The organism is Streptomyces sp. NPDC048254, from assembly GCF_043201895.1.
GTDB lineage: Bacteria > Actinomycetota > Actinomycetes > Streptomycetales > Streptomycetaceae > Streptomyces.
In genome coordinates this window covers 39,764-58,781 of sequence record NZ_JBICZJ010000036.1, presented here as the reverse complement: position 1 = coordinate 58,781, position 19,018 = coordinate 39,764, and the positions used below count along the sequence as shown (strand labels likewise).

Genomic DNA, 19,018 nt, shown 5'->3' with positions numbered 1-19,018 from the left:
GATGATCCCCGCGATAGCCAGCCGCATCCCCCTGGTCCGCCGCACCAAGGCGCCCGCGCTCCCCTTGGAAGAGCGCATCAACCACCTCACCGGGCTGACCGTCGCGCCCGCAGGCGCGAGCCACCACGACCTGGTGGCCCGCGCCTGCGGGGTCCTCAACTACGCCGCGCTCATCGCCTCCGACGTCGGCCTGTCCGACCTGGCCGAGGATCTGTGCTGGCGCCAGCACCAGGTCTTCGCCGACGCCGGACGCCTCAGCGGCCGGGCCGCCGTCATGTCGCTGATGCCCCTGGTCAACCTCTCCCGGCTGCAGACCCGCGCCGGCCACGGCTCACTCGCCTACAGCTTGTTGCTCTGCCTCAACGACGCTGCCCGACACCGGAACAAGACCGACATCGACGGCCGCACCATCGACCTGGCTGCTCTGACCGGCACGGACGAGGACCACCGCACGGTGCGCCAGGAGCTGTACGTCACCCTGCTCGTGGACGGTGCCCGCGCCCTCGCCCGCACCGGCCGGTGGACTGAGGCGGCCGACGCCATGGCCCAGCACCGCGGCATCGGCAACCGCCTCCTTGACGGCCGCCAGATCAAGATCATGGCTCTCATGGAGCAGGGGCTGGAGGAGCAGGCCCGCGACCTGATCGACACCACCCAGCCCATGGCCCCCTGGGAGACCGCCGTCGGCCAGCTCCTGCGCGTCCACTGCCGCCCCGCCGAGGCACGGCTGCCGAGGGCTGACCTCAACCAGGCCCAGCGCGCAGCCGCCTCGCTCCTGGCCGATCCCGAGCCCTCGACCGCCGTGTTCCAGACCCGGGCGGGCCTGGCCGCTTTGGAACTCAACGCCAACGGGCCGCAGTCGAGCGCGCTCCTCGAAGCTCTCGCCGAAGTGGCCCGTCTCGATGCCTACGCCGCGCGTGAAGTGCTGGACGACCCGTCTGCCCGAGCCATCCTCAGCGCCAAGCGGGCATCTTCGCTCGGCTCGGTGGTCGGGGCCGCAGGTCTCGGTGCCGGCACCCTGCCCGCGGATCACCAGCGGTCTCTGTCGGAGTCTGTCGCCCTCGGCGAAGCCGAGCTGAAGCGACTTCTGCACGACGACAAGGCGGCACCAGGCAGTCCCCTGGCGGAAGTACCGCAAACCACATGAGTGATCGAACACAGCATCACAGCCCGCCCTACCTGACCACAGAAGGAGAGGGCTCGTGACCATCACCTGCCAGGCCACCGTCCTGTGGGCCCGGCCCTGGTGCGCACCGCCGCCGCCGGGATCTGCGGCACCGGCCTCCACTTCGCCGTCGGCGCCTTCTCCTACCCCGCCCCCCACCGTCCTCGGACACAAGGCCAGCAGCACCGTCGCAGCCGTCGGTGGGGGCGTCACCACCGAGGCACCCGGGGACCGGGTCTCTACTGCACCGACCCGTCGGCCAAGCAGCGCCAGCAACAGCGGATGCGGCTGGGCGACGAACCGATCCGCCAGTACCTGGGCGTCTCGGCCTTCGCCGACCTCATGGTCGTTGACACGCACGCGCTCATCCCCCTGCCCGACGGCATCTCCTTCGAAGCCGGAGCACTGCTCTCGTGCTGTCTGACGACCGGGCTGGCCACCGTCTTCAACGCCAACCGTCCCACTCCGGGCTCCACCGTCGCCGCCATCCCGACCCCGCTGCACCGACAGCCGTCCAGGACCAGCCAAAGGAGCTCTCGTGACAATCAACAGTGACACGCTGTGCGTGACGTCCTGGAACAAAGAGCACAACGCCCGCGGCGACGGCGGCCTGTCGAACCGCATCCTGGCCGCCTACAAGCCGCACATCGTGTTCCGACAGGAGCTGACCGGCGCCTGGGAGCACGGTAGGCGCGACCTCTTCGCGGAGACGAAGGCTCTCGGCGGGCTGTTCCCTGTCATGGCCGAGCCGAGCGAGGGTCGCAGCCGCAATCCGACCGGGGTGACGGTCGATCCCCGCCTCTTCCAGATCGAAGCCCACACCGAACACGACCTTCCCTGGAAGCGGACCTTCCATGTGCGGGTCCGCCTACGGGGCTGCCAGGCTGATCGAGCTGGCATCGGGTCATCTGTGCCACTTCGATCCCTCCCTGCGTGCCACGGAGGCCCGCAGGCTCACCACACTCGCCGACCACGGCCGCACCGCCCTGATCGGCATGGACGCCAACAGCTACCCTCACCGCACGGCGGACGAGACCACCGAACTCCTCGACTGGGCCAAGGTCGAAGACCCGGTTCACTTCCAGCAGCGCACCATCGAGCGGGACGGCAAACGAGTCTCCGACACCCAGCCGAGCGAGATCCTCACCGGCGGCCCGCAAGCGGTCTTCACCGACCTCGCCCACTACATGGGCACCGTGCTGCAGCAGAAGGACGCCCTGGCCGCCACTATCGGTAACCCGGGCTATCAGAAGCTGCGCAATGGCTATCCGCCAGCGAGGCCACGGGTATCACCGCAAGGCGCGATCGTCTGCAGCCGCTCGGGCAAGGAAGCAACACTGCCGACACGTGCCCCCAATCCAGAATGGCACGAGGCCAGACCGTCCGACGTGCGCGCGGCTCCCTGGGCTCTGCGACGGCGGGCGCACGCGCGTGACTGCGGGTTCCCGCTCGAAATCCCCGGCAGATCCGTCGCGCGGGCATTCGACCAAGAACTATCCGACCGCGAAGACCCATGCACGAGAAGGGACATGCCGATGGCTCACGTCGACACTGACTGCACCCATCCTGGGGAGCGACGTCTCGGGGCTCTGCTCCTGATTCGCGACGCTGCTGGCCACGTCCTCCTGGTCAAGCCCAGCTACAAGGACGGCTGGCAGCTCCCCGGCGGCGGCGCTTTACCTAACGAGATGCCGCACCTGGCAGCTCGCCGTGAAGGCGTCGAGGAGACAGGGCTGACCGGCCTCCGCCCGGGGGACCTGCTCATCACGGACTACGTACCGGCAAACCCGGCTCTGGGCGCAGTGGAAGGCATCAATCTTGTCTTCGACGGTGGCATCGTCCCCGGCGACACCGTCATCGTGCTTCCCGCCGCGCGGCCGGGGACCGAACCCGAACTGGTCGACTGGGCTTTCGTCTCACCGCAACAGCTCGGCGAATTCTGCAAGCCTTACCAGAAGCGGCGCATCCAAGAGGCACTGGCTGCCCTCGCCGACCCCAGTCGCCGTGGTTATCGCGTCGAAGGCCAGATGGTCTGATTCCTCCACATCGGAAAGAAGCCCACGATCAGATGCATTCGAATGGTCCGTCCCGTCCCGCAAGGCCGAATCCTGACGCCCTTTTGAAGGCAGGAGCCCGAGTGGTTCACGCCTCCGTGACTCACCGTGTCAAACAGGGAGAGTGGCCGCCGGGCCATGTCTTCACATGGCCGCAGGTTTCGGAAGAATTTGGCGTTCGGATCAGGGCTGTGGGATACGCGATGCAACTCCTGAGGTACGAAAAGGTGGTCGAGGCCCGACCGCATATCGGCACACGCGTCGTCCTCCTCACTGGGGAAAGCTGGAGCCCGCCCGGCGAGGAACGACGGAGTCATGCCCACTTCATCGAGAAGGCCGTCAGAGGACGTCTCGCGGATGACGTATACAGGCCCGGGAGCCTTTTCCCGTCACTAAGCTGCCTGGCCGAGGAGTTCGGTGTTTCCGTGGCCACCGTAAGATCGGGTCTGCGCGCGCTTAAGGAAGCGAACATCCTTGAAGCCGTGGGCAACACAGGGACCTTCGTCACGGACCGGGTCCGGCAGCTCAACCTGGATGCCCTACTGGAATGCTCTCCGGCCAGCCGCGAACGCGGTGAGCCAATCTCGGCCTGCGGGGAAAGCAAATCTCTGCACGCTTGGTCCAAGGACCCCCGATGCGTCGTCACTTTCGACGTACTGAAAACAAGGGTCATCATTTACGGGTGGGATCTGAAGAGGGCCCTTGAATCACCTAAGTCCGAAGGCGCGAAAAAGTATGCGGCGTTCGGCGAAGAGAAGACGCTCAAAGAGTGGACTGAAGACTCTCGCTGCCAGGTGAGCATCAAAACGCTCCGCGAGCGCATAAGAACAGGCTGGGCTACGCAAACTGCGATACAAAGCCCTCTGCTTTTATAGCTGCTTCTGCCGTGCGCGAGTGTCTTGCTCCTGCAGATGTTTGGATCCATCGAATGAGAAAGATGGAATATCCGTGACTGGCAAAAAGTTACGCGTAGCTCGATCGAGTGGCGATATCGGCAACCCAGGCTATCAGGAAGTACGAAATGCCTGCCTGCTGGTGTCATCCCGTGTCCATGATGTTTCAACGCTTGCGTGTGCGGCGGGTGAGGTCGGCGGCGTATTCGGCGCCGAAGCCGGTGGCTTCGCGGTGCCATGCGTCCGCGGTGTTCTGGTGGAAGCCGAGCAGGCGGCTGAGGACGACGGGCGGGAGTTCGGAGGCGAGGTCCATGAGGGTGGCGGTGCGGGCCACGCGTGGGCGGATGCCGATGGCGCTGAGTCGGTGGCCGGGTTGCTGCGAGGTGAGTGGCCGGCCGGGGTAACCGCCGGGAAAGAGCCACTTCGATTCCTTGGTGGTCGCGGCGGCAGCCTGGCCGCGACGGCGGCGTACAAGGCGTCGGACCAGGTCGTCGAGTGGGCTGGGCAGGTCGATGGGGGTACGACCGAGACGGAGTGTGACCTTGGTTCCGTCGTCAGTGACGTGCTCGGTGGTCAGCTGGGTGATGCGGCTGGTGGGCTGGGCGAAGAGCAGCAGAAGCAGTCCTGCTGCGCGCAGGACTACGTCGACTTCGTCGTTGTGCAGGAGGCGTCGGACCAGGGCCCATCGCTGGTCCTGGGCGATGACCTGGACCGTGAAGTCGCTGGTCCGGGTGGGTGCGTTGAGCTGCTGGGTATGGCCGTTGCGGTTGGTCCATCCGATGAAGGTGGCGACGGCTGTCATCTGTGCCGGGTTCTGGTCGGTCCAGGCGTCGAAGTGGTCCTGCGTGCAGTCGGCCAGGGTGGTGCCGTTGTCGTGGAGCCATTGGACGTAGCGCATGACGCAGCGGATTTCATGACGGACGGCGTCGGCCTGGTGGCTGGAGATGTGCCGGCCATCCGGCTGGCGTCGCAGTCGCCGCAGGTGATGCCACGTGGCGAAGCTGCGTACGATCTTGCGTTCGCCGGCTGCGTCGATGCGGGCCAGGTTCCTGGGCAACCACAGCTCCAGCCCGGCGAGGTGCTCGTCGCGTTCGGGCAGCACGGCGCCCGCGACGAGGACGGCACGCAGGTGATGCACCGATGGGCTGGCCGGCAGACGGTCGAGAGCGTCATGGGTGACGGGCCCCGTCATGTCGACGAGGTGGTGCAGGAGCCTGCGGCGGGCCGGCCATTTGTAGATCCAGCGCAGCAGGGTGTGCGGCGGGGTCCGCAGGAGGGCGTGAAGGACTGGCTCCAGTTCTGCCCGGACGATTCCACTCGGGCCGCCGAGCAGTTTCGTAAGACCGTGGCGGGCGGCGCAGGCAGCACACATGCCGCGGTGGTGGTGGGGCGCCACAGTCCCACACCGGGTGCAGGCTCTGCGGGCGGTGGGGTGTTTGGGCCAGCAAGTCTGGCACAGTGGACGGCCGTCCGGGGCCCGGCCGTAGAGGCGGTAGGTCTTGCCGCAGGTGGCGCAGGGCTGGCGTTGTTCACCGCAGTGACCGCAGAGCGCGTCTCCGCCGTCGGTGCGGAAGCGGACCTTGCGCTCGGCGCCGCACCGCGCGCAGATGTCCCGGCCTTTGGACGCGATGTAACAGATGGGGCACCTAGCTTTGCCGCTGACGGTGAACCGGCAGGGGCCGACGGTGCCGCACGCCTCGCACGTGGTGATCGGCCACTGCCGGCAATTCGCGCACAGCCAGCCCTCGATGCCGTGCTCCAGGCGGGTCTTCATCCGCCTGGCTCCGCAGCGGGCGCACGGTATGCGGTTGAAGGGCTCGGCCTGACGGCATCCTCCGCACAGGGGCTGTCCGTCGAAGGTCCGGTCGTCCACCGGCCTGTTGCGCTCGCAGCGCGAGCAGATCTCGGTGTGGACGGCTCGCCAGCACTTTCGGCAGCAGCGCAGTCGGTCGCGGACCATGGTGAGCGCAACGAGACGGTCACAGAACGGGCAGGGCGGTACCACCAGGCCGGCAGCACCGTGCTGCTGCAGCGCCTTGATCAGCGCGGTTGTCCTCGGCGGGCCTTTGGCACCGTCGCCGGTCAGCAGAGCGGGGACGTCTTCCAGCGCCCACAGCAGACGTCGCTGACCGTTTCCCGTGCGCTCGGCCTGGCGTACAGCTGCGGCGACCACTGCGTGCGGCATGGAGTCCGGCAGGGACGCGGCCAGGGCGCCGGTGAGAGCGACCAGGGGGTCACCGTCACCATCGGGATGCTCGGTGCAGCGTGGCCGGCCTTCCCGGTCACGGCTCGCGATCTGCTGACGGCCGCAGACCGCGCAGGGGTTGGCCGCGTTGGTGCGGCGTGTGTTGCAGGAGACGCAGATCCGCTGTCTGCCGTCCAGCCCCGGCAACGGGAGCTGCCGGTGGCACGAGGCGCACTGAGGCAGTTCCAGCTGTGTGGCGCCTTCCTGGCGCAGGGCGCGGATGAGGTGTTCGACGCTGCGGGGTCCCTCGGGGCGACCGGAGGTGAGCAGACCGGGATCGAGGTACAGCGTCTTGGCCAGTTCCCGGCGCGCGGGGCGCTGCCTCACGGTCGCCAGGAGCACCCGTTCCACGACCGCGGCCGACAGCTCCGGCTCAACCGCCGTCACCGCCTCGATGATGACCGCCTCGGGATCAACAGCGAACCGGGGCAGCAACTGCTCAGCCATACCAGCGTCCTACTCCGGGACGATGCGTGCCCGCCGGGGCCTGAAGCTCCCGACTCCCGGCTCCGTTCCATCGCCGTCGCCGGCCGCGGCGGTCTTGCGTCCGCGGGCCGCAGCCTCGGCCACGGGCTCGATGAGCTCCTCCATCGTGCAGCCGAGGATGTCCAGCAGAGCCATGAGCGTCTTCAGACTGAGCCGTTCAGGTCGCTCGACCACCAGACGGTAGGTCTGGCTCGGCGACAGGTCAATGCCCCGCTGTGCGAGGAGAGGCCGAAGATCCGTGGTGGAGAACATGCCCCGGGTGGCCATCACCTCCCGCAGATGCCAGCGGTAGGCCAGCTTCGCCGTCACGCTCACTCCCTACTGTCCGCTGTCCAGAGCACGGTCCAAGACCTTGCGCATCATCGTGTTCATGAAGTCCCCGCTGACACCGGTGTAGATGGCGGTCGTCGACGGGTAACGGTGCCCGACCTGGCGCTGTACGAATGCCGGGTCGGCGCCGTCCTCGATCTGGTGCGTGACGTGGCTGTGTCGCAGGCAGTGCGGCACCAACTCCTCGTCCAGCCCGAGCGCATCACGGTAACTGGCGAAGCGGTCCTCGATCTCCCGCGCCTGCAGCCTGCCGCCCCGCTCGGTCAGCCACAGCGACGGCCTCTCACCCGTGGCCGCGTAGCGGGGACGGATGTTCACCAGGTAGTCCTCGACCGCCTCCACCGCCCACGGCATCACGCTCAGCACCGTCCGGCGCCGCGGAGGAGATCCCTTCGTCCGCTTGCCGAAGCGGACGTGCAACGATCCGAACCGTCCCAGCTCAGGCGCTTTGGCGTTGCGGTAGAAGTCCGTGACCTCAAGCTTCGCCGCCTCCGAACACCGCAGTCCCCAGCCGTAGATCACCTTGAACACCGTGGCGTCCCGATAGGCCGCCAGCGCGCCCTTGCGGCCAAGCCGAATGGCGCGGTCGACCTGGGCATCGGCATGGTCGAGGAAGACCTGGATCTCCTCGCGGGTCATCGGCCGACGCTCTGGCTCGCCCTCGTAATCGACCAGGTGAGCAGCGGTAGTGAGGTCGGCCCAGGGCGCGGTATCGGTGTCGCCACCGGCCCGTCTCCCTGGGCCGCCTTCCCGCACCCGACGTGCGCGTCTCCGTGCATCGGGCGCTCCCCATGCCTTGCCCACTGGTCAGCCCTCGGTGACGGGGGCTGCCGGTCTCAGGGGCCACGGGGTGGGGATCTTGTTGCCGCGATAGCGGTAACGGACCACCGAGACGCTGGATGCGCCGGTGAACACCACCCCGTTATGGGCGAACCGCCAGCCGCGATCGCAGAAGCGACGGCGCAGCTCGTTCATTCCCAACCCACGGCGTCCCTGCCTGTACTTATGGCGGATCCATCGCATGATCCGTCCCCAGGCCAGGGAGTCGATCGCGTTAAACGCGCTCTTCGACGCCGCATGCCGGAAATAGTTCGCCCACCCGCGCAGTTGCCGGTTGAGGCTGCCGAGCAGCTCATCCAGCTCCATATGGCGGGTCGACCTGTATGTCTTCGCCTTCACCTTGTTCTTGACCGATTGCACGGCCTTCCTGGACGGCATGGTGTAGACGAAGTGCTTCTGCGTTCCCCGCTTCCGCTTCCTGCGGATGTGAAAGCCGAGGAAATCAAAGCCCTCATCTATATGGACCACCCGGGTCTTCTCCGGCGACAGCCGCAGCCCCATCGGGGCCAGCACGGCCGCCACCTCCTCCCGCAGAGCCTCGGCATGATGGCGTTCACCAGCCACCATGAGCACGAAGTCGTCCGCGAAACGGACGAGCTTCCACAGCCCCTGGCCGTTGCGTCTGCGCTTGGTGCGCTGCCACTGGCTTCCCATCTCCTGCTGCCACTGCCGGTCGAAATGCTCGTCCAGCTCCGACAGGGCGATATTCGCCAGCAACGGCGAGAGAATCCCGCCTTGAGGGGTGCCCGTCAGCGTCTCCTCCCGATCGCCCGAAGCCGTCATGACCCCGGACTTCAGGAACGCCTTGACCAGAGCACACACCCGCTTGTCGTTGATCCTCACACGGAGCCGGTCCATCAAACCCGTATGCGAAATTTCATCGAAACAGGCTTCGATGTCGGCCTCCAGCGTCCATTGGTAATTCCTCGGTTTGGACGCCCAGTAATGGATCTCGGCAATAGCGTCGTGCGCACGCCGGTTGGGGCGAAACCCGTACGAGCACGGCATGAAGTCCGTCTCGAAGATGGGTTCGAGCACCGCTTTCAGGGTCGCCTGGACCACGCGGTCGGCAACGGTGGGGATGCCCAACTTTCTGAGCTTCCCACCGGTCCCCTTCGGGATCATCACCTGCCGCACCTCCACCGGCCGGAAATGGCCCGACTTCAGCGCGTCGCGAATATGGCCCAGGAACTCCTCCACCCCGACCCAGGTCTCAATCCGGGCCACGGTGGCCCGGTCGATCCCCGGGGTCCGCGCCCCGGCGTTGGAGGCGACGCGTTCCCACGCGTGGACCAGAAATGCCGGGTCGTAGACGAGGTTGTACAGGTCACTGAAACGGCGAGAGGCATCCACCCCCGCCCAGTGGTGCAGTTTGGTCTGCATCCTCCGTACCGCGAGTGCCGCCGAATCAGAATCCGGCCACACCACGGCGCCGGTGTTCACCGGCGCTTCTTCGGACATTGCTTTCCCTCCCTGACTGACTTGCTGCCGCCCTTCCCCATGCGGCCGGCCCTACCGGCCTCGGAGTACTACGGCGGCTCCGCCCCGCCCGCGCCTTCGGTCGGCATCGCACCTATCCCCGCGCCCGTCCCTCTGGCTGAGAGGGGGCCGGGGAACGTACACGGACGGTTCCCACGTTCACTGCTGTCCGGTCGACGAGTTAGGCACCCGGCTCTGCCCCTGCGGTATCGCCGCGACTACGCCGTAGTCCTTCACCGCGGCCTCCTGCCCCAGACTGAAAAGACCCAGACAGAGAGTTCCCCGCTCCCCAGGGGGAGCGGGTGCGCACCGCCACCCAGCCCATATCCGCCGGATTTGAGCTGGTTCCACGTCAAGAGGCGTAACAACACCGGTTCCTCGCGTATACCTTCTCGTCTCGCTCACCGCGCCCGGCCCATCCGGCAGTGCCAGGCCGACGCGACTTCGTCGAGGCTACTCCCACCCTCACCGGCGATCCCCGGCTCAGGCTGCCTCCAGCTTCAGTCCGCCGCTACGACGGCGAACCGATGGGGTCTCCCACCCCCATCCGGGCAAACAGCGCCTCGTGGCGCACTTCCACTCATGACACACCTGGACCGGATGCGTCCCGAACCGGGCCTCGCACTCTGCCGGCCACTGATAGTGAGGAGACGTGGTGTAGTCGCAGAACAGCCGCAACGCCGTCTGATAGCTGCGGATCGTCGAAGGGGCCCGCTTCAACTCGGTTGTCAGGTACGTCATCCACTCATCGACGTCCGCAGCCGACCACTGCCAGGGGTAGCCGTCGGTGAACTCGCCGAACCGGCGAACCACGTTCATCCGGCCCCGGACCGTCTTGGTCTGAAGGCGCCGACCGCCACGCTGCTGACGAGCCCAGCCCTCCAACATGGCTTCGAAGACCGAGCCTTCGGGATGCAGCAGAGCGACCCCGTCCAGCAGCACCAGCCGGGCGGACGCCTCACTCAAACCCGTTGTAGACACACACGCCTCCTATGTGTCAGGTGCGCGAATCATGCATCAGATGAACGCGTCAGTGCAACGAGCCAGGTCAGCCCCTCAGTCGCCTCGTGGGAGCGTCAGGCACGATGCCGCAGATCAACCGGTATGACGGCCTACTCGTCGTGCATCAGACGCAATTCCCCGCGGTTCAGCAGCCTGCGACGCACGGACCAGGGCCCTCCACAGCGCATCGACTGGGTCCTCGGTACTCCGACTGGAATCGAGCGCTCCTACGCGTCGAGGTCATCGCCACCAAAGACGTACGACGGCTGACCGACCACGCTCTCGTCATCGCCCACTTCAGCCGCCCCGCGGTGCAGCAGATGCTGAGCACCGCCTTATGACAGGGACGAGGCACAGCAAAGAGTCTCGGCAACACCGCACGCTCTGGGCACGGGCGCCCGTGCCGCCGCCCCGTGCACGAACCGCGCTCTCCGCCGACGCCGCCGGAGTCCGACGTCGCGCCCGGCGTCTCGTGGGCCACGGGAGCATCGGTTCGCGGCGATTCGGCCACGGCCGACGCCCCCGCCGGTCCCGCAACGCCGGGGTGTGCGACCTACGTGCCCCGGAATTTCCACGGCACAGACGCGACTCAAACACGCGTGTTCGAAAGCGGTGGCCCACTCGTTGTCCCGGTCATCATCAGTCATCCCCAATCCGGCCTGCTGGCCGCTCTGTTGGTGAAGCGTGCTGGTAACCGCCGTCCGCGTCGGCCACCGGCACGTCCTCTCGTCCGGTCAACCTCAGGAGTCTCAATGAACCCCACCCTCGTCACCACCCATCCTCTCCCTGGACAGCCCGGGGACGTCCGGGCGACTGCTGCTCGATCCCTGGTGACGATGTGCGACAGTGCCTCGGCCGGCATCGCGGATACATCACGCCCGGAACCGAGGTGGGGGGTATGAGCGCCACCACCCCGATTCCACCCGCACTGCGGGAATGGGTCCAGGCCATCGTCGGCCCCGTGTCCGAACGCGACGTCTCCCACAACCGCCCCAACTCCCGTGTGTGGGAACTGACCTATGCCACCGGTCGGGCCTTCGCGAAGCTGTCCCCGAACCCGACGTCCTTCGGACGGGAGACCCGCGCCCTGCGTGAAGTGGCCCCCGGTCTAAAACCGGGCACCGTCCCCTTGCTCAGGGCAGCCGACGCGCACCAGCAGGCGCTCCTCCTCTCACTCGTCCTCGGCCTCCCGGTGAAGTCGCTCTCTCTCGCCTCCGGCGGCGAGCGCACACTGCACCGCCACGCCGGAGGCTGGCTGCGGCGCTTCCACGGCGGCCCGAGCGATCTGTCGGTCCAAGACCGCAAGGACGCCGCCGCGGAGATCGCCCGGGCCGCCGCCGACGCCGACAAGCACCTGGAACGGACCGGGGATCTGATCAGCGCCGGGGAACGGCGGACCGTTCGGTGGCATGCCGCCGAACTCGGCCAGATCGGACCACTGCCAGCCGCATACATCCACGGTGACTTCCAGGAGCGCAACTGGCTGCTGGATGCCGACCGCGCGAGCAACGCGTTCGGGGCCGTGGATCTTGAACGCGCCCGCCCGCATGCCGCGTTCGCCGACGTCGTCCTTCTGACTTGCGGCCCCTGGGTCGGGCGCCCCGACCTGGAGCAGGCGTTCTGGGACGGGTACGGCCGCGGACTTACCAGCGACGAGGAACGAGCTCTGCGCTGCCTGTCCGCGCTGGACGCGGCGAGCGCCATCGCCTGGGGCGTGCCCAACGGAGACCACGAGATCGTCGAGCGCGGGCGGGCGACGCAGGCCCGGCTGGAGGTGCCGACCGCGTGAGCGATCTGTACATGAGCCCGGTAAACGTCATCGTTCTTCTGGTACGCGAGGTCCTGGAGGGATTCACCCCCATGCGGCTTTACATCACCCTCACCGTGCCGGCGAGCGGGGGCACGTCATGACGCAACCGACCGTGCCCGCACAGGGCTTCCGCCCCTCAACCAAGGCCGCTGGAACGACGGTTGCGCCGCCGACGCCTGCGGAGATCAAGTACACCGGGCAGTACTCGGTCAACCCCATGGACGGGGTGTCGTTTAGGGCGTTGTGCGCCCGGATCCCGTCGGTGGTGAAGAGGATCGCGGGCATGTCGTGGGCGGTCGACCGGGTGGCCGTCGTCCTGCTGCTGGTCTGCCAGGTGACGGTCCGCCTGGCGGCGGCCGGACAGCTGACCGCCACGTCGGACGTCATGCGCTCGATCCTCGGGGACGGCACGGTGCAGGAGCGGCTGCACCAGGTGCTGCCCGCGCTGATCTTCGTCGCGGTGATGGCCGCCTTGTCGCGTACCGCGAGTGCGGTCTCGGCCTACGGTGACCGGCGGATCACCCCGAAGCTGACCACGGAGGCCGACACGACTCTGGTCTCCTCGGTGTGTCGGGTGGAGGCCGCAGCCTACAGCGAGGACGGCTTCCACGACCGGCAGGAAGCCGCCGAGATGGGCGTGATCCGCACCCACGTGATGGTCGCCGACACCCAGCAGCTGATGTCCTCGCTGATCCAACTGGTCACGGCGTGCGGGGTCCTGGCGGTGCTGGACTGGCGGCTGCTGCCGTTCCTGCTGCTGGCCGTGCTCCCGGCGGGCGCCGGCTCGGCACTCACCGCGCGCGTGGACTACGAGATCCACTACGCGAACATCGCCAACCGCAACGCCAGGGGGATGATGCGCTGGTGGGCGACGAGCCCGAAGTACGGGGACGAGGTCCGCGCCAACTCGATGGCCGACTACCTGCTGTACTGGTACCGGACCCTGTCGCAGCAGGCGGACGAGCGCTCGCTGGCCGCGGCTCCCCGGATCCTGCGGATCAACCTGGGGGCGGCGGCGTGCGGCGGGCTGTTCCTGGTGGCCACCTGGGCGGCGCTGTACTGGCTGGCGGCCACCGGCCAGATCGCGGTGGCGATCGCCGCGACCGCGGTCTTCGCCGTGCGGACCACCCTGGGCGCACTGACCCAACTGGTGCGCAGCGCCGCCGCGGTCTTCCACACCTGCCTCTACCTCGGCGACATGACCACCTTCCTCGACGAAGCCCAGGAAAAGGGCCCTCATCGCGGCGAGTTGACGGTTGAGGCGCCCATCGACGAGGTCTGCGTGCAGGGGGTGGTGTACCGCTATCCGGGCAAGGACAAGCCGGCCGTCGACGGGGTGTCGCTGACCCTGCGGCGCGGGCAGATCCTGGCGCTGGTCGGAGTCAACGGCTCCGGCAAGACCACCCTGACCCGCCTGCTCGCCGGGATCCTCCTGGCCGACAACGGCACGGGGACCTGGAACGGAACCGACCTTGCCGCAGTGGACCCGGACACCGTGTGGACACTGACCGGTCTGGTCCCGCAAGTCTTCGCGCAGTGGCCGCTCCGGCTGCGGGAGAACGTCAACCTCGGCCAGCCCCTTCCCGGCGGCGACGTGCCGGTGTGGGAGGCGATCGACGCGGTCGGACTGCGCGAGGCGGTCGAGGACCTACCCGATCAACTCGACACCCTGTTGGCGCGGGAGATCTTCAGCGGAGTGGAACTGTCCGGCGGACAGTGGCAGCGGGTGGCGTGCGCCCGGGGTCTGCACCGACTCCCGGAGCTGCTGATCATGGACGAGCCGACCTCCCAGGTCGACCCGGAAGGAGAGCACCGGGCGTTCGAGACGCTCAAAGCCATGGCGGCGGACCGCATCACGATCGTGGTGACGCACCGGCTGGAGAACCGTCACGACCTCCCTAACGAGAGGGATCGGTACGACGTCACACCACGGCCGGGAACCCCCAGAGAACACCAAGATCGCCGACCAGATCCTTGTCCTTGAACACGGCAGGATCGCCGAGCAGGGCACCTACGACGAACTCGCCCCCGGGAACGGTCTGTTCGCGGAGCTTCTGGCTTTGTCCACCAACCGCTGACATCCGGGCGCCGCGCCGCTGCCTGGGTATATGCGGCGCCCGGTCCTTCTCATATCTCGCCTGTCCACATGGAGAACTCGCATGGCCGAGCCGCCCCTGCGCACCAACGTGGTCGCCCTTCTGGTCCACCCCGATGGCCGCTACCTGCTGCATCTACGGGATGCGAACAAACCCATTCCCAGTGCCGGACTGTGGTCGCTGCCCGGTGGGCACCCCGAGCCCGGCGAGATAGCCTTGGTACGGCAGTCGCCCGCGAGCTGCTGGAGGAAGCAGACCTGCGCATCGCCGACCTGAGTGCGTTCGCCGTCGTGGAGGACACCGGACCCGACGGCCGGGTGACCAGCCGGGTCCAGGTCTACGCCGGTACCTGGAGCGGCGACCCTGCTTCGGTACCGCTCGCCGAGGGGATCATGCTGCGCTGGACCGATCCGGGTCAAATCCCCTGGCTGACCACGGACCCGATGACCACCGCCGTCATCGCCCACCACCGCACCACCCTCACCGCCGGCCCGCCCTCGGGCGCCCCGCTCCCCGTCCTGCGCGTCCGCGCCCCGGGCACCAGGACCGTGCCCAACATCGTCGGCGTCCACCTCTATGCCGAGCGCGACGACCACGTCCTGCTCGGCCTGCGCCACCCTGCCTCCGCGTACGCGCCTTCGCACCACCACTTCCTGGCCGGCCACTGCGAACAGGAGTCCGCCATCGCCTGCCTGATCCGCGAAGCCAAAGAGGAAGCTGGCCTCGAAGTCGCTGCCGCCGACGTCGAATTCGTCCACGTCGTCCACCTTCTGGACACGCCGGGCACCGTGCCGCGTATGCAGCTCGTGTTCCGCGCGCGGGCGTGGTCGGGCGAGCCCCGCGTCATGGAGCCGGCCAAGTGCGTCGGCTGGGGCTGGTGGCCCGCCGATGCTCTCCCGGAGCCCACCGTCGCCTACACCCGCGCCGCGATCGACGGCATCCGCCACGGCCGCCTTTACACCGAAATGGGCTGGACCTGACACCCCTGGTCCCTGTCCTGTCTGGAGACGACGCTCATGTCCGAACCCGCACCACCCCCCACCACCACGGCGCCTGACAGCGCACCGTTCCAGGACACCGTCAGCGACGCCGACGCCTCCGCGGCCCGTGCGGCGATGGTGGACTGCCTGATGGAGTCCGGCGATCTGTCGCCCGGCCCGGTGGCCGACGCCCTGCTCTCGCTGCCCCGGCAGCGGCTGATCCCGCAGGCATACGTGCGCCGCAGCGCCCCCGACCAGACGCCACCGCACTGGGACCTGCTCGACTGGTCGGATCCCCGGCACCGGCCGGAGCTGCTGCGGGTGCTGTACAGCGGGGACAGCGTCTCCGTCCAGCACGACGGGGAACCGCTGCTCGGCCGCCGCGCCGGGAGCCGCTCCGGCGGCGCGATGACCGCCATGTCCAGCGTGATGGGAATGACGGCGCGGCTCCTCGGACAGCTGGATCTGCGGCCCGGGCAGCATGTGCTCGATGTCGGCACGGGCGCCGGCGTGACCGCGGCGGTCGCCTGCCGGATCGCCGGCGACGCGGGCGTCCTCACCATCGACCGGGACGCCCACATCGCCGCAGCCGCCGCCATGAACTTGGCGGCGATCGGCCACCGGCCCGTCGTCGTCACGGGCGACGGAGAACTCGGCTGGCCCGAGCAGGCTCCCTACGACCGGGTGTTCGTGTCCTTCGCCGTGCTCCGTGTACCGATGGCGCTCGTCGAGCAGCTCGCGCACCGCGGTGTGGTGCTGGTGACCGTCGGCACCAGCTCGCCGTCATGGCCCGCACTCGCCGTGATCACGAAGACCGGGGCGGGTGTCGTGGAGGCCGAGTTGCGGGCGGAGGAGTTCGGGCACCGTGCCGGATGGGGCTGGGACCGGCTCAGCTTGTCCGCGGCGTTCCGCCGGGAGATGAGCTCCGGGGGCGGCGTGACCAGCCACGGCCACCGGCCGCCTCCGCCCGATGCGGCGCGCGGGATGTGGCTGGCCCTCGACCACCTGTACCCCGGCCTCGTCCGCGCATTCGGCGCCCCCGGCCTGCGGATCGGCTCCCCCGCCTGCGGATCCTGGATCCGAGTCAGTCCCGACGGCCCTGGCACCTCCACGATCACCGCGTCCGGGCCCCGGCCCATCTGGGAGGAAATCCAGCAGACCGCCGCCCGATGGAAGGCGGCGGGTGAACCATCCGCCTACGGGCTGGAGTTCGATGCGGACGGCAGGCAGTGGGCGAGCGCCGGACGCGGTCGCAACCGGCTGTCGTGGCAGCTCACCGACGACCGGCCGGGCACCACGGAGGACGCCCGATGAACCAACCCTGCCACCCCACCTCGGCTCCGGGAAAAGGCTAGGGCTCAGCTGACCGATGTGACCACGAGGTGCACAAGGTCCCTCGTTCTCTCCCACGGGAAGAATCCGGGCGCCTACGTCGGCATAGAAGTCCGCGCCGTAATGCGGTTCGTTGACGGCCAACGCCGTCGCGCGGCAAAACGATCCACAGGCGGCCTGTCCCGTCACCTCGGCATCCGCAGGACAGCAGACGTCAGAACGCCAGATGGCCGGAAAGAGGTTGATGGGGCAGTTTAGCGGTCTGCCGCTGCAAGCACTTGCAGCGGCAGAAGACCTGGGGTGCTGGCGCCCAGTCAGGCGACTCTCTCTGACTTTCCAGAAAACAGGACCTGAAATGCTTCGGAAAATCCGCGCATCTCGTGCTCACCCTTGTGTGATATGACGGTCTCGAAATACCACGCGCTTTCGGACTCGGTCACCTTTCCCCACATCCCCCATGTCAAGACGATGCGCCCGTCCGAACGCTGCGCGGATATCTTCAATTGCCCTTCACTGGACTGCCAAGTGGGAGCTTCGCTCCAGCTGCTTGATCCGTCAGCCAGCGATGAGAGGAATTCCACCAGTCCGTCACCATCCAGCGTCCGGACCCAATCGCTGACGTCCACCCAAGCACCCTTGGCCTGTACGGGTATGTCAAGCGCGGGATCGCCGTCTCCGTACGGCCGCATCGGCGTGGAGAACAGCAGATGGACCCCTTGCCCCGGGTCTCCTATGCGGAGGACTTGCCCCCCGCGCGCATCACGAATGATCATTGCCCCATCCTATTATCTTCCCCCCTTCCCTGAAGGGTGACTCTGGCCACGCAGTTGCTGCGGACGGCGCCAGCCCGTAACAAACACCTTCTTTTCCGTGACGGTGCGCGATGAGATGGTTGCTGTCGTTGTGGCGGAATTATCATCGAAGTCAGGCCGTAAGCTTGTGAGTTGAATGCAGCACTTGAGAGTTGGGGCAGTTCAACAGGCCGCAGCCGCAGGAATCGTCGCCCTCGAATATGAGGGGAGCGGACAGCTCCGCTGGCGCGGAAGAACGGGTGGATGCCGGCCACGGAGGCCGGTCATGCCATGCCGGCCCGGTCTGGATCCACCAGCTACCGAACAGCATCGAGCGGAGGGCCTTGCCTCGGCCGGGGTGTTCACCGCATCGACGACGAACACCTGACCACGCCCAGATCCCAAGGGACCGCCCGCCACGGACTCCTGCGGAAATGCCCTCTCGACGACATCCGGCTGCGTACGCGCAGAAGCGTGGGTAGACCATGGCCCCCGCGCTGCCGCCAGCTGTTGGCGCTCGGAGGGGACCGTCACCACGGGTTGCCCAGCGACCGGCTGACAGAGGCTGGCTAGGGGGGCCGCCCGACACGGATTCCCCGACCAGGCCGCGGATATCCGAGTGCCGGCGGAGGGGTCCGTCAGTCTGCTTGGACCGGCTGCTCGCCCGCCGGCTCCCGGGTTGCTCGCTGGGTCAGGACCGTCATGCGGCAACCAGGAAGGCCGGCTGGTTGCAGAACGTGGGTGACCAATTCGGTCACCTGACCGTCGAAAAGCGGAAGCGTCATCCGCAGTATGTGGCCGTCATAGTGGTCAGCGAAGTCGGCTGCGCCACGGGTCCACAGGTCGCGTACGGCGGGGTTCTGACGGGTGTCGCTGATGAGCTGCTGGAGGTCTGGGTCGTGGGGACGGTCGACGGCCGCGTCGCGGAGCATGCGGACGCACACCTCCGCGTCGGCCTCCCAGTTCAGGTGCTGGTCGCGCGCCTCATCGCTGAGGAGCAGCCAGCGCATGAGGTTGGCCTCGGGGGCGGTCGACCACGGGAACAGGGCGGCCATGGACGTGTTGACCGCCAGGACGTTCCAGTTGGCATCGATGACGTAGGCGGGGAAAGGCTGCTGGTCCAGCAGGAAGCGCAGTTCGTCACTGATGCGCGGTGGCTCGTGGGCTTCCAGCCCGGAGAGGCCCCCGCCGTTGCTGACGAGGAACAGCGCACGTCGCTGGACCCGGTCGAGTCCGAGCAACGTGCCAATGGTGTCGAGTTCGTGGCGGGTGAAGGTCCGGGTGATCATTCCGCCTTCAAGGTCCCGGTACCAGCGCTCGCTCCTATGCAGGGCGTCGGCTACTTCCCTCTGGAGGATCGGGCGGCCGAGCGTGGCACTGGCAGATGCCCGGAAGGCGCGGAGCAGGACACCGACCCCGGTGGATCCTCCTTCACTGCTGCCATTCTTTATGACCCCGCGCATGCCGCTTTCCTCGCAGTTCTCGTCTGCATGGTTCTGATCCTGCCAGATTGTA

16 protein-coding genes and 1 pseudogene are annotated in these 19,018 nt (G+C 67.7%); 10 read left to right on the top strand and 7 right to left on the bottom strand.

Annotation, left to right across the window (positions count from 1 at the left end; genetic code table 11):
- Position 1: 1 nt before the first annotated feature.
- The 4 genes from ACGFZQ_RS50760 (at position 2) to ACGFZQ_RS50745 (ending at position 4,094) form a co-directional block, all read left to right on the top strand.
- Positions 2 to 1,147, top strand: coding sequence for a hypothetical protein (locus ACGFZQ_RS50760; RefSeq protein ID WP_393846288.1), 1,146 nt, complete (start codon positions 2 to 4; stop codon positions 1,145 to 1,147).
- A gap of 55 nt (positions 1,148 to 1,202) precedes the next feature.
- Positions 1,203 to 1,589 (top strand): alcohol dehydrogenase catalytic domain-containing protein, encoded by a 387-nt coding sequence (locus ACGFZQ_RS50755; RefSeq protein ID WP_393846287.1) that lies wholly within the window; start codon positions 1,203 to 1,205, stop codon positions 1,587 to 1,589.
- A 430-nt stretch (positions 1,590 to 2,019) separates the two neighbouring features.
- Complete coding sequence (locus tag ACGFZQ_RS50750; RefSeq protein WP_393846286.1) at positions 2,020 to 3,201, top strand: NUDIX domain-containing protein; 1,182 nt, start codon at positions 2,020 to 2,022, stop codon at positions 3,199 to 3,201.
- Positions 3,202 to 3,302: 101 nt separating this feature from the next.
- Positions 3,303 to 4,094 carry a GntR family transcriptional regulator gene (locus ACGFZQ_RS50745; RefSeq protein ID WP_393846285.1) on the top strand — a complete coding sequence of 264 codons (792 nt, stop codon included), beginning with the start codon at positions 3,303 to 3,305 and terminating at the stop codon, positions 4,092 to 4,094.
- Positions 4,095 to 4,278: 184 nt separating this feature from the next.
- On the opposite strand, the gene ACGFZQ_RS50740 is transcribed toward ACGFZQ_RS50745, so the two are convergent.
- From ACGFZQ_RS50740 to ACGFZQ_RS50720, 5 genes are all read right to left on the bottom strand, one after another.
- A complete protein-coding gene (locus ACGFZQ_RS50740; RefSeq protein WP_393846284.1) occupies positions 4,279 to 6,804 on the bottom strand; it encodes a hypothetical protein in 2,526 nt (841 codons plus the stop codon).
- Between the two features lie 9 nt (positions 6,805 to 6,813).
- Positions 6,814 to 7,152: a helix-turn-helix domain-containing protein gene (locus ACGFZQ_RS50735; RefSeq protein WP_393846283.1), complete on the bottom strand. Its 339-nt coding sequence runs from the start codon at positions 7,150 to 7,152 to the stop codon at positions 6,814 to 6,816.
- A 9-nt stretch (positions 7,153 to 7,161) separates the two neighbouring features.
- Positions 7,162 to 7,812 carry a tyrosine-type recombinase/integrase gene (locus ACGFZQ_RS50730; protein WP_393846282.1) on the bottom strand — a complete coding sequence of 217 codons (651 nt, stop codon included), beginning with the start codon at positions 7,810 to 7,812 and terminating at the stop codon, positions 7,162 to 7,164.
- 168 nt (positions 7,813 to 7,980) lie between these two features.
- Complete coding sequence (gene ltrA / locus ACGFZQ_RS50725; RefSeq protein WP_393846281.1) at positions 7,981 to 9,474, bottom strand: group II intron reverse transcriptase/maturase; 1,494 nt, start codon at positions 9,472 to 9,474, stop codon at positions 7,981 to 7,983.
- A gap of 501 nt (positions 9,475 to 9,975) precedes the next feature.
- On the bottom strand, positions 9,976 to 10,458 hold the full coding sequence (locus ACGFZQ_RS50720) for a hypothetical protein (RefSeq protein WP_393846280.1): 483 nt from the start codon (positions 10,456 to 10,458) through the stop codon (positions 9,976 to 9,978).
- Between the two features lie 934 nt (positions 10,459 to 11,392).
- On the opposite strand from ACGFZQ_RS50720, the gene ACGFZQ_RS50715 reads away from it, so the two are divergent.
- The 6 genes and pseudogenes from ACGFZQ_RS50715 to ACGFZQ_RS50690 all read left to right on the top strand — a co-directional run bounded on the left by ACGFZQ_RS50715 (position 11,393) and on the right by ACGFZQ_RS50690 (position 16,694).
- On the top strand, positions 11,393 to 12,283 hold the full coding sequence (locus tag ACGFZQ_RS50715; protein ID WP_393846279.1) for a phosphotransferase: 891 nt from the start codon (positions 11,393 to 11,395) through the stop codon (positions 12,281 to 12,283).
- On the top strand, positions 12,280 to 12,405 hold the full coding sequence (locus ACGFZQ_RS50710) for a hypothetical protein (protein WP_384577179.1): 126 nt from the start codon (positions 12,280 to 12,282) through the stop codon (positions 12,403 to 12,405). Before ACGFZQ_RS50715 ends, ACGFZQ_RS50710 begins: the two co-directional genes overlap by 4 nt.
- A pseudogene (locus ACGFZQ_RS50705) lies at positions 12,402 to 14,382 on the top strand (ATP-binding cassette domain-containing protein). Before ACGFZQ_RS50710 ends, ACGFZQ_RS50705 begins: the two are co-directional and overlap by 4 nt.
- An 81-nt stretch (positions 14,383 to 14,463) precedes the next feature.
- Entirely contained in the window at positions 14,464 to 14,676 is a 213-nt protein-coding gene (locus tag ACGFZQ_RS50700; RefSeq protein WP_393846278.1) for an NUDIX domain-containing protein, read from the top strand.
- A 14-nt stretch (positions 14,677 to 14,690) separates the two neighbouring features.
- The gene (locus ACGFZQ_RS50695) at positions 14,691 to 15,380 is read left to right on the top strand and encodes an NUDIX domain-containing protein (protein ID WP_393846277.1); all 690 of its coding nucleotides are present in this window, start codon (positions 14,691 to 14,693) and stop codon (positions 15,378 to 15,380) included.
- A gap of 36 nt (positions 15,381 to 15,416) precedes the next feature.
- Positions 15,417 to 16,694, top strand: a complete 1,278-nt coding sequence (locus ACGFZQ_RS50690; protein WP_393846276.1) for a protein-L-isoaspartate O-methyltransferase — start codon at positions 15,417 to 15,419, stop codon at positions 16,692 to 16,694.
- A 332-nt stretch (positions 16,695 to 17,026) separates the two neighbouring features.
- Here the strand turns inward: ACGFZQ_RS50690 and ACGFZQ_RS50685 are convergent, their stop codons facing one another.
- Entirely contained in the window at positions 17,027 to 17,485 is a 459-nt protein-coding gene (locus ACGFZQ_RS50685) for a DUF6228 family protein (RefSeq protein WP_393846275.1), read from the bottom strand.
- A 656-nt stretch (positions 17,486 to 18,141) separates the two neighbouring features.
- Complete coding sequence (locus tag ACGFZQ_RS50680; RefSeq protein WP_393846274.1) at positions 18,142 to 18,966, bottom strand: helix-turn-helix transcriptional regulator; 825 nt, start codon at positions 18,964 to 18,966, stop codon at positions 18,142 to 18,144.
- Between the last annotated feature and the right edge of the window lie 52 nt (positions 18,967 to 19,018).

Excerpts from the sequence above, each read along its gene's own strand:
- ACGFZQ_RS50760 (WP_393846288.1), top strand. The coding sequence starts at position 2 with ATGATCCCCGCGATAGCCAGCCGCATCCCCCTGGTCCGCCGCACCAAG.
- ACGFZQ_RS50750 (WP_393846286.1), top strand. The coding sequence starts at position 2,020 with ATGTGCGGGTCCGCCTACGGGGCTGCCAGGCTGATCGAGCTGGCATCG.
- ACGFZQ_RS50740 (WP_393846284.1), bottom strand. The coding sequence starts at position 6,804 with ATGGCTGAGCAGTTGCTGCCCCGGTTCGCTGTTGATCCCGAGGCGGTC.
- ACGFZQ_RS50730 (WP_393846282.1), bottom strand. The coding sequence starts at position 7,812 with ATGACCCGCGAGGAGATCCAGGTCTTCCTCGACCATGCCGATGCCCAG.
- ltrA (WP_393846281.1), bottom strand. The coding sequence starts at position 9,474 with ATGTCCGAAGAAGCGCCGGTGAACACCGGCGCCGTGGTGTGGCCGGAT.
- ACGFZQ_RS50715 (WP_393846279.1), top strand. The coding sequence starts at position 11,393 with ATGAGCGCCACCACCCCGATTCCACCCGCACTGCGGGAATGGGTCCAG.
- ACGFZQ_RS50700 (WP_393846278.1), top strand. The coding sequence starts at position 14,464 with ATGGCCGAGCCGCCCCTGCGCACCAACGTGGTCGCCCTTCTGGTCCAC.
- ACGFZQ_RS50690 (WP_393846276.1), top strand. The coding sequence starts at position 15,417 with ATGTCCGAACCCGCACCACCCCCCACCACCACGGCGCCTGACAGCGCA.
- ACGFZQ_RS50685 (WP_393846275.1), bottom strand. The coding sequence starts at position 17,485 with ATGATCATTCGTGATGCGCGCGGGGGGCAAGTCCTCCGCATAGGAGAC.
- ACGFZQ_RS50680 (WP_393846274.1), bottom strand. The coding sequence starts at position 18,966 with ATGCGCGGGGTCATAAAGAATGGCAGCAGTGAAGGAGGATCCACCGGG.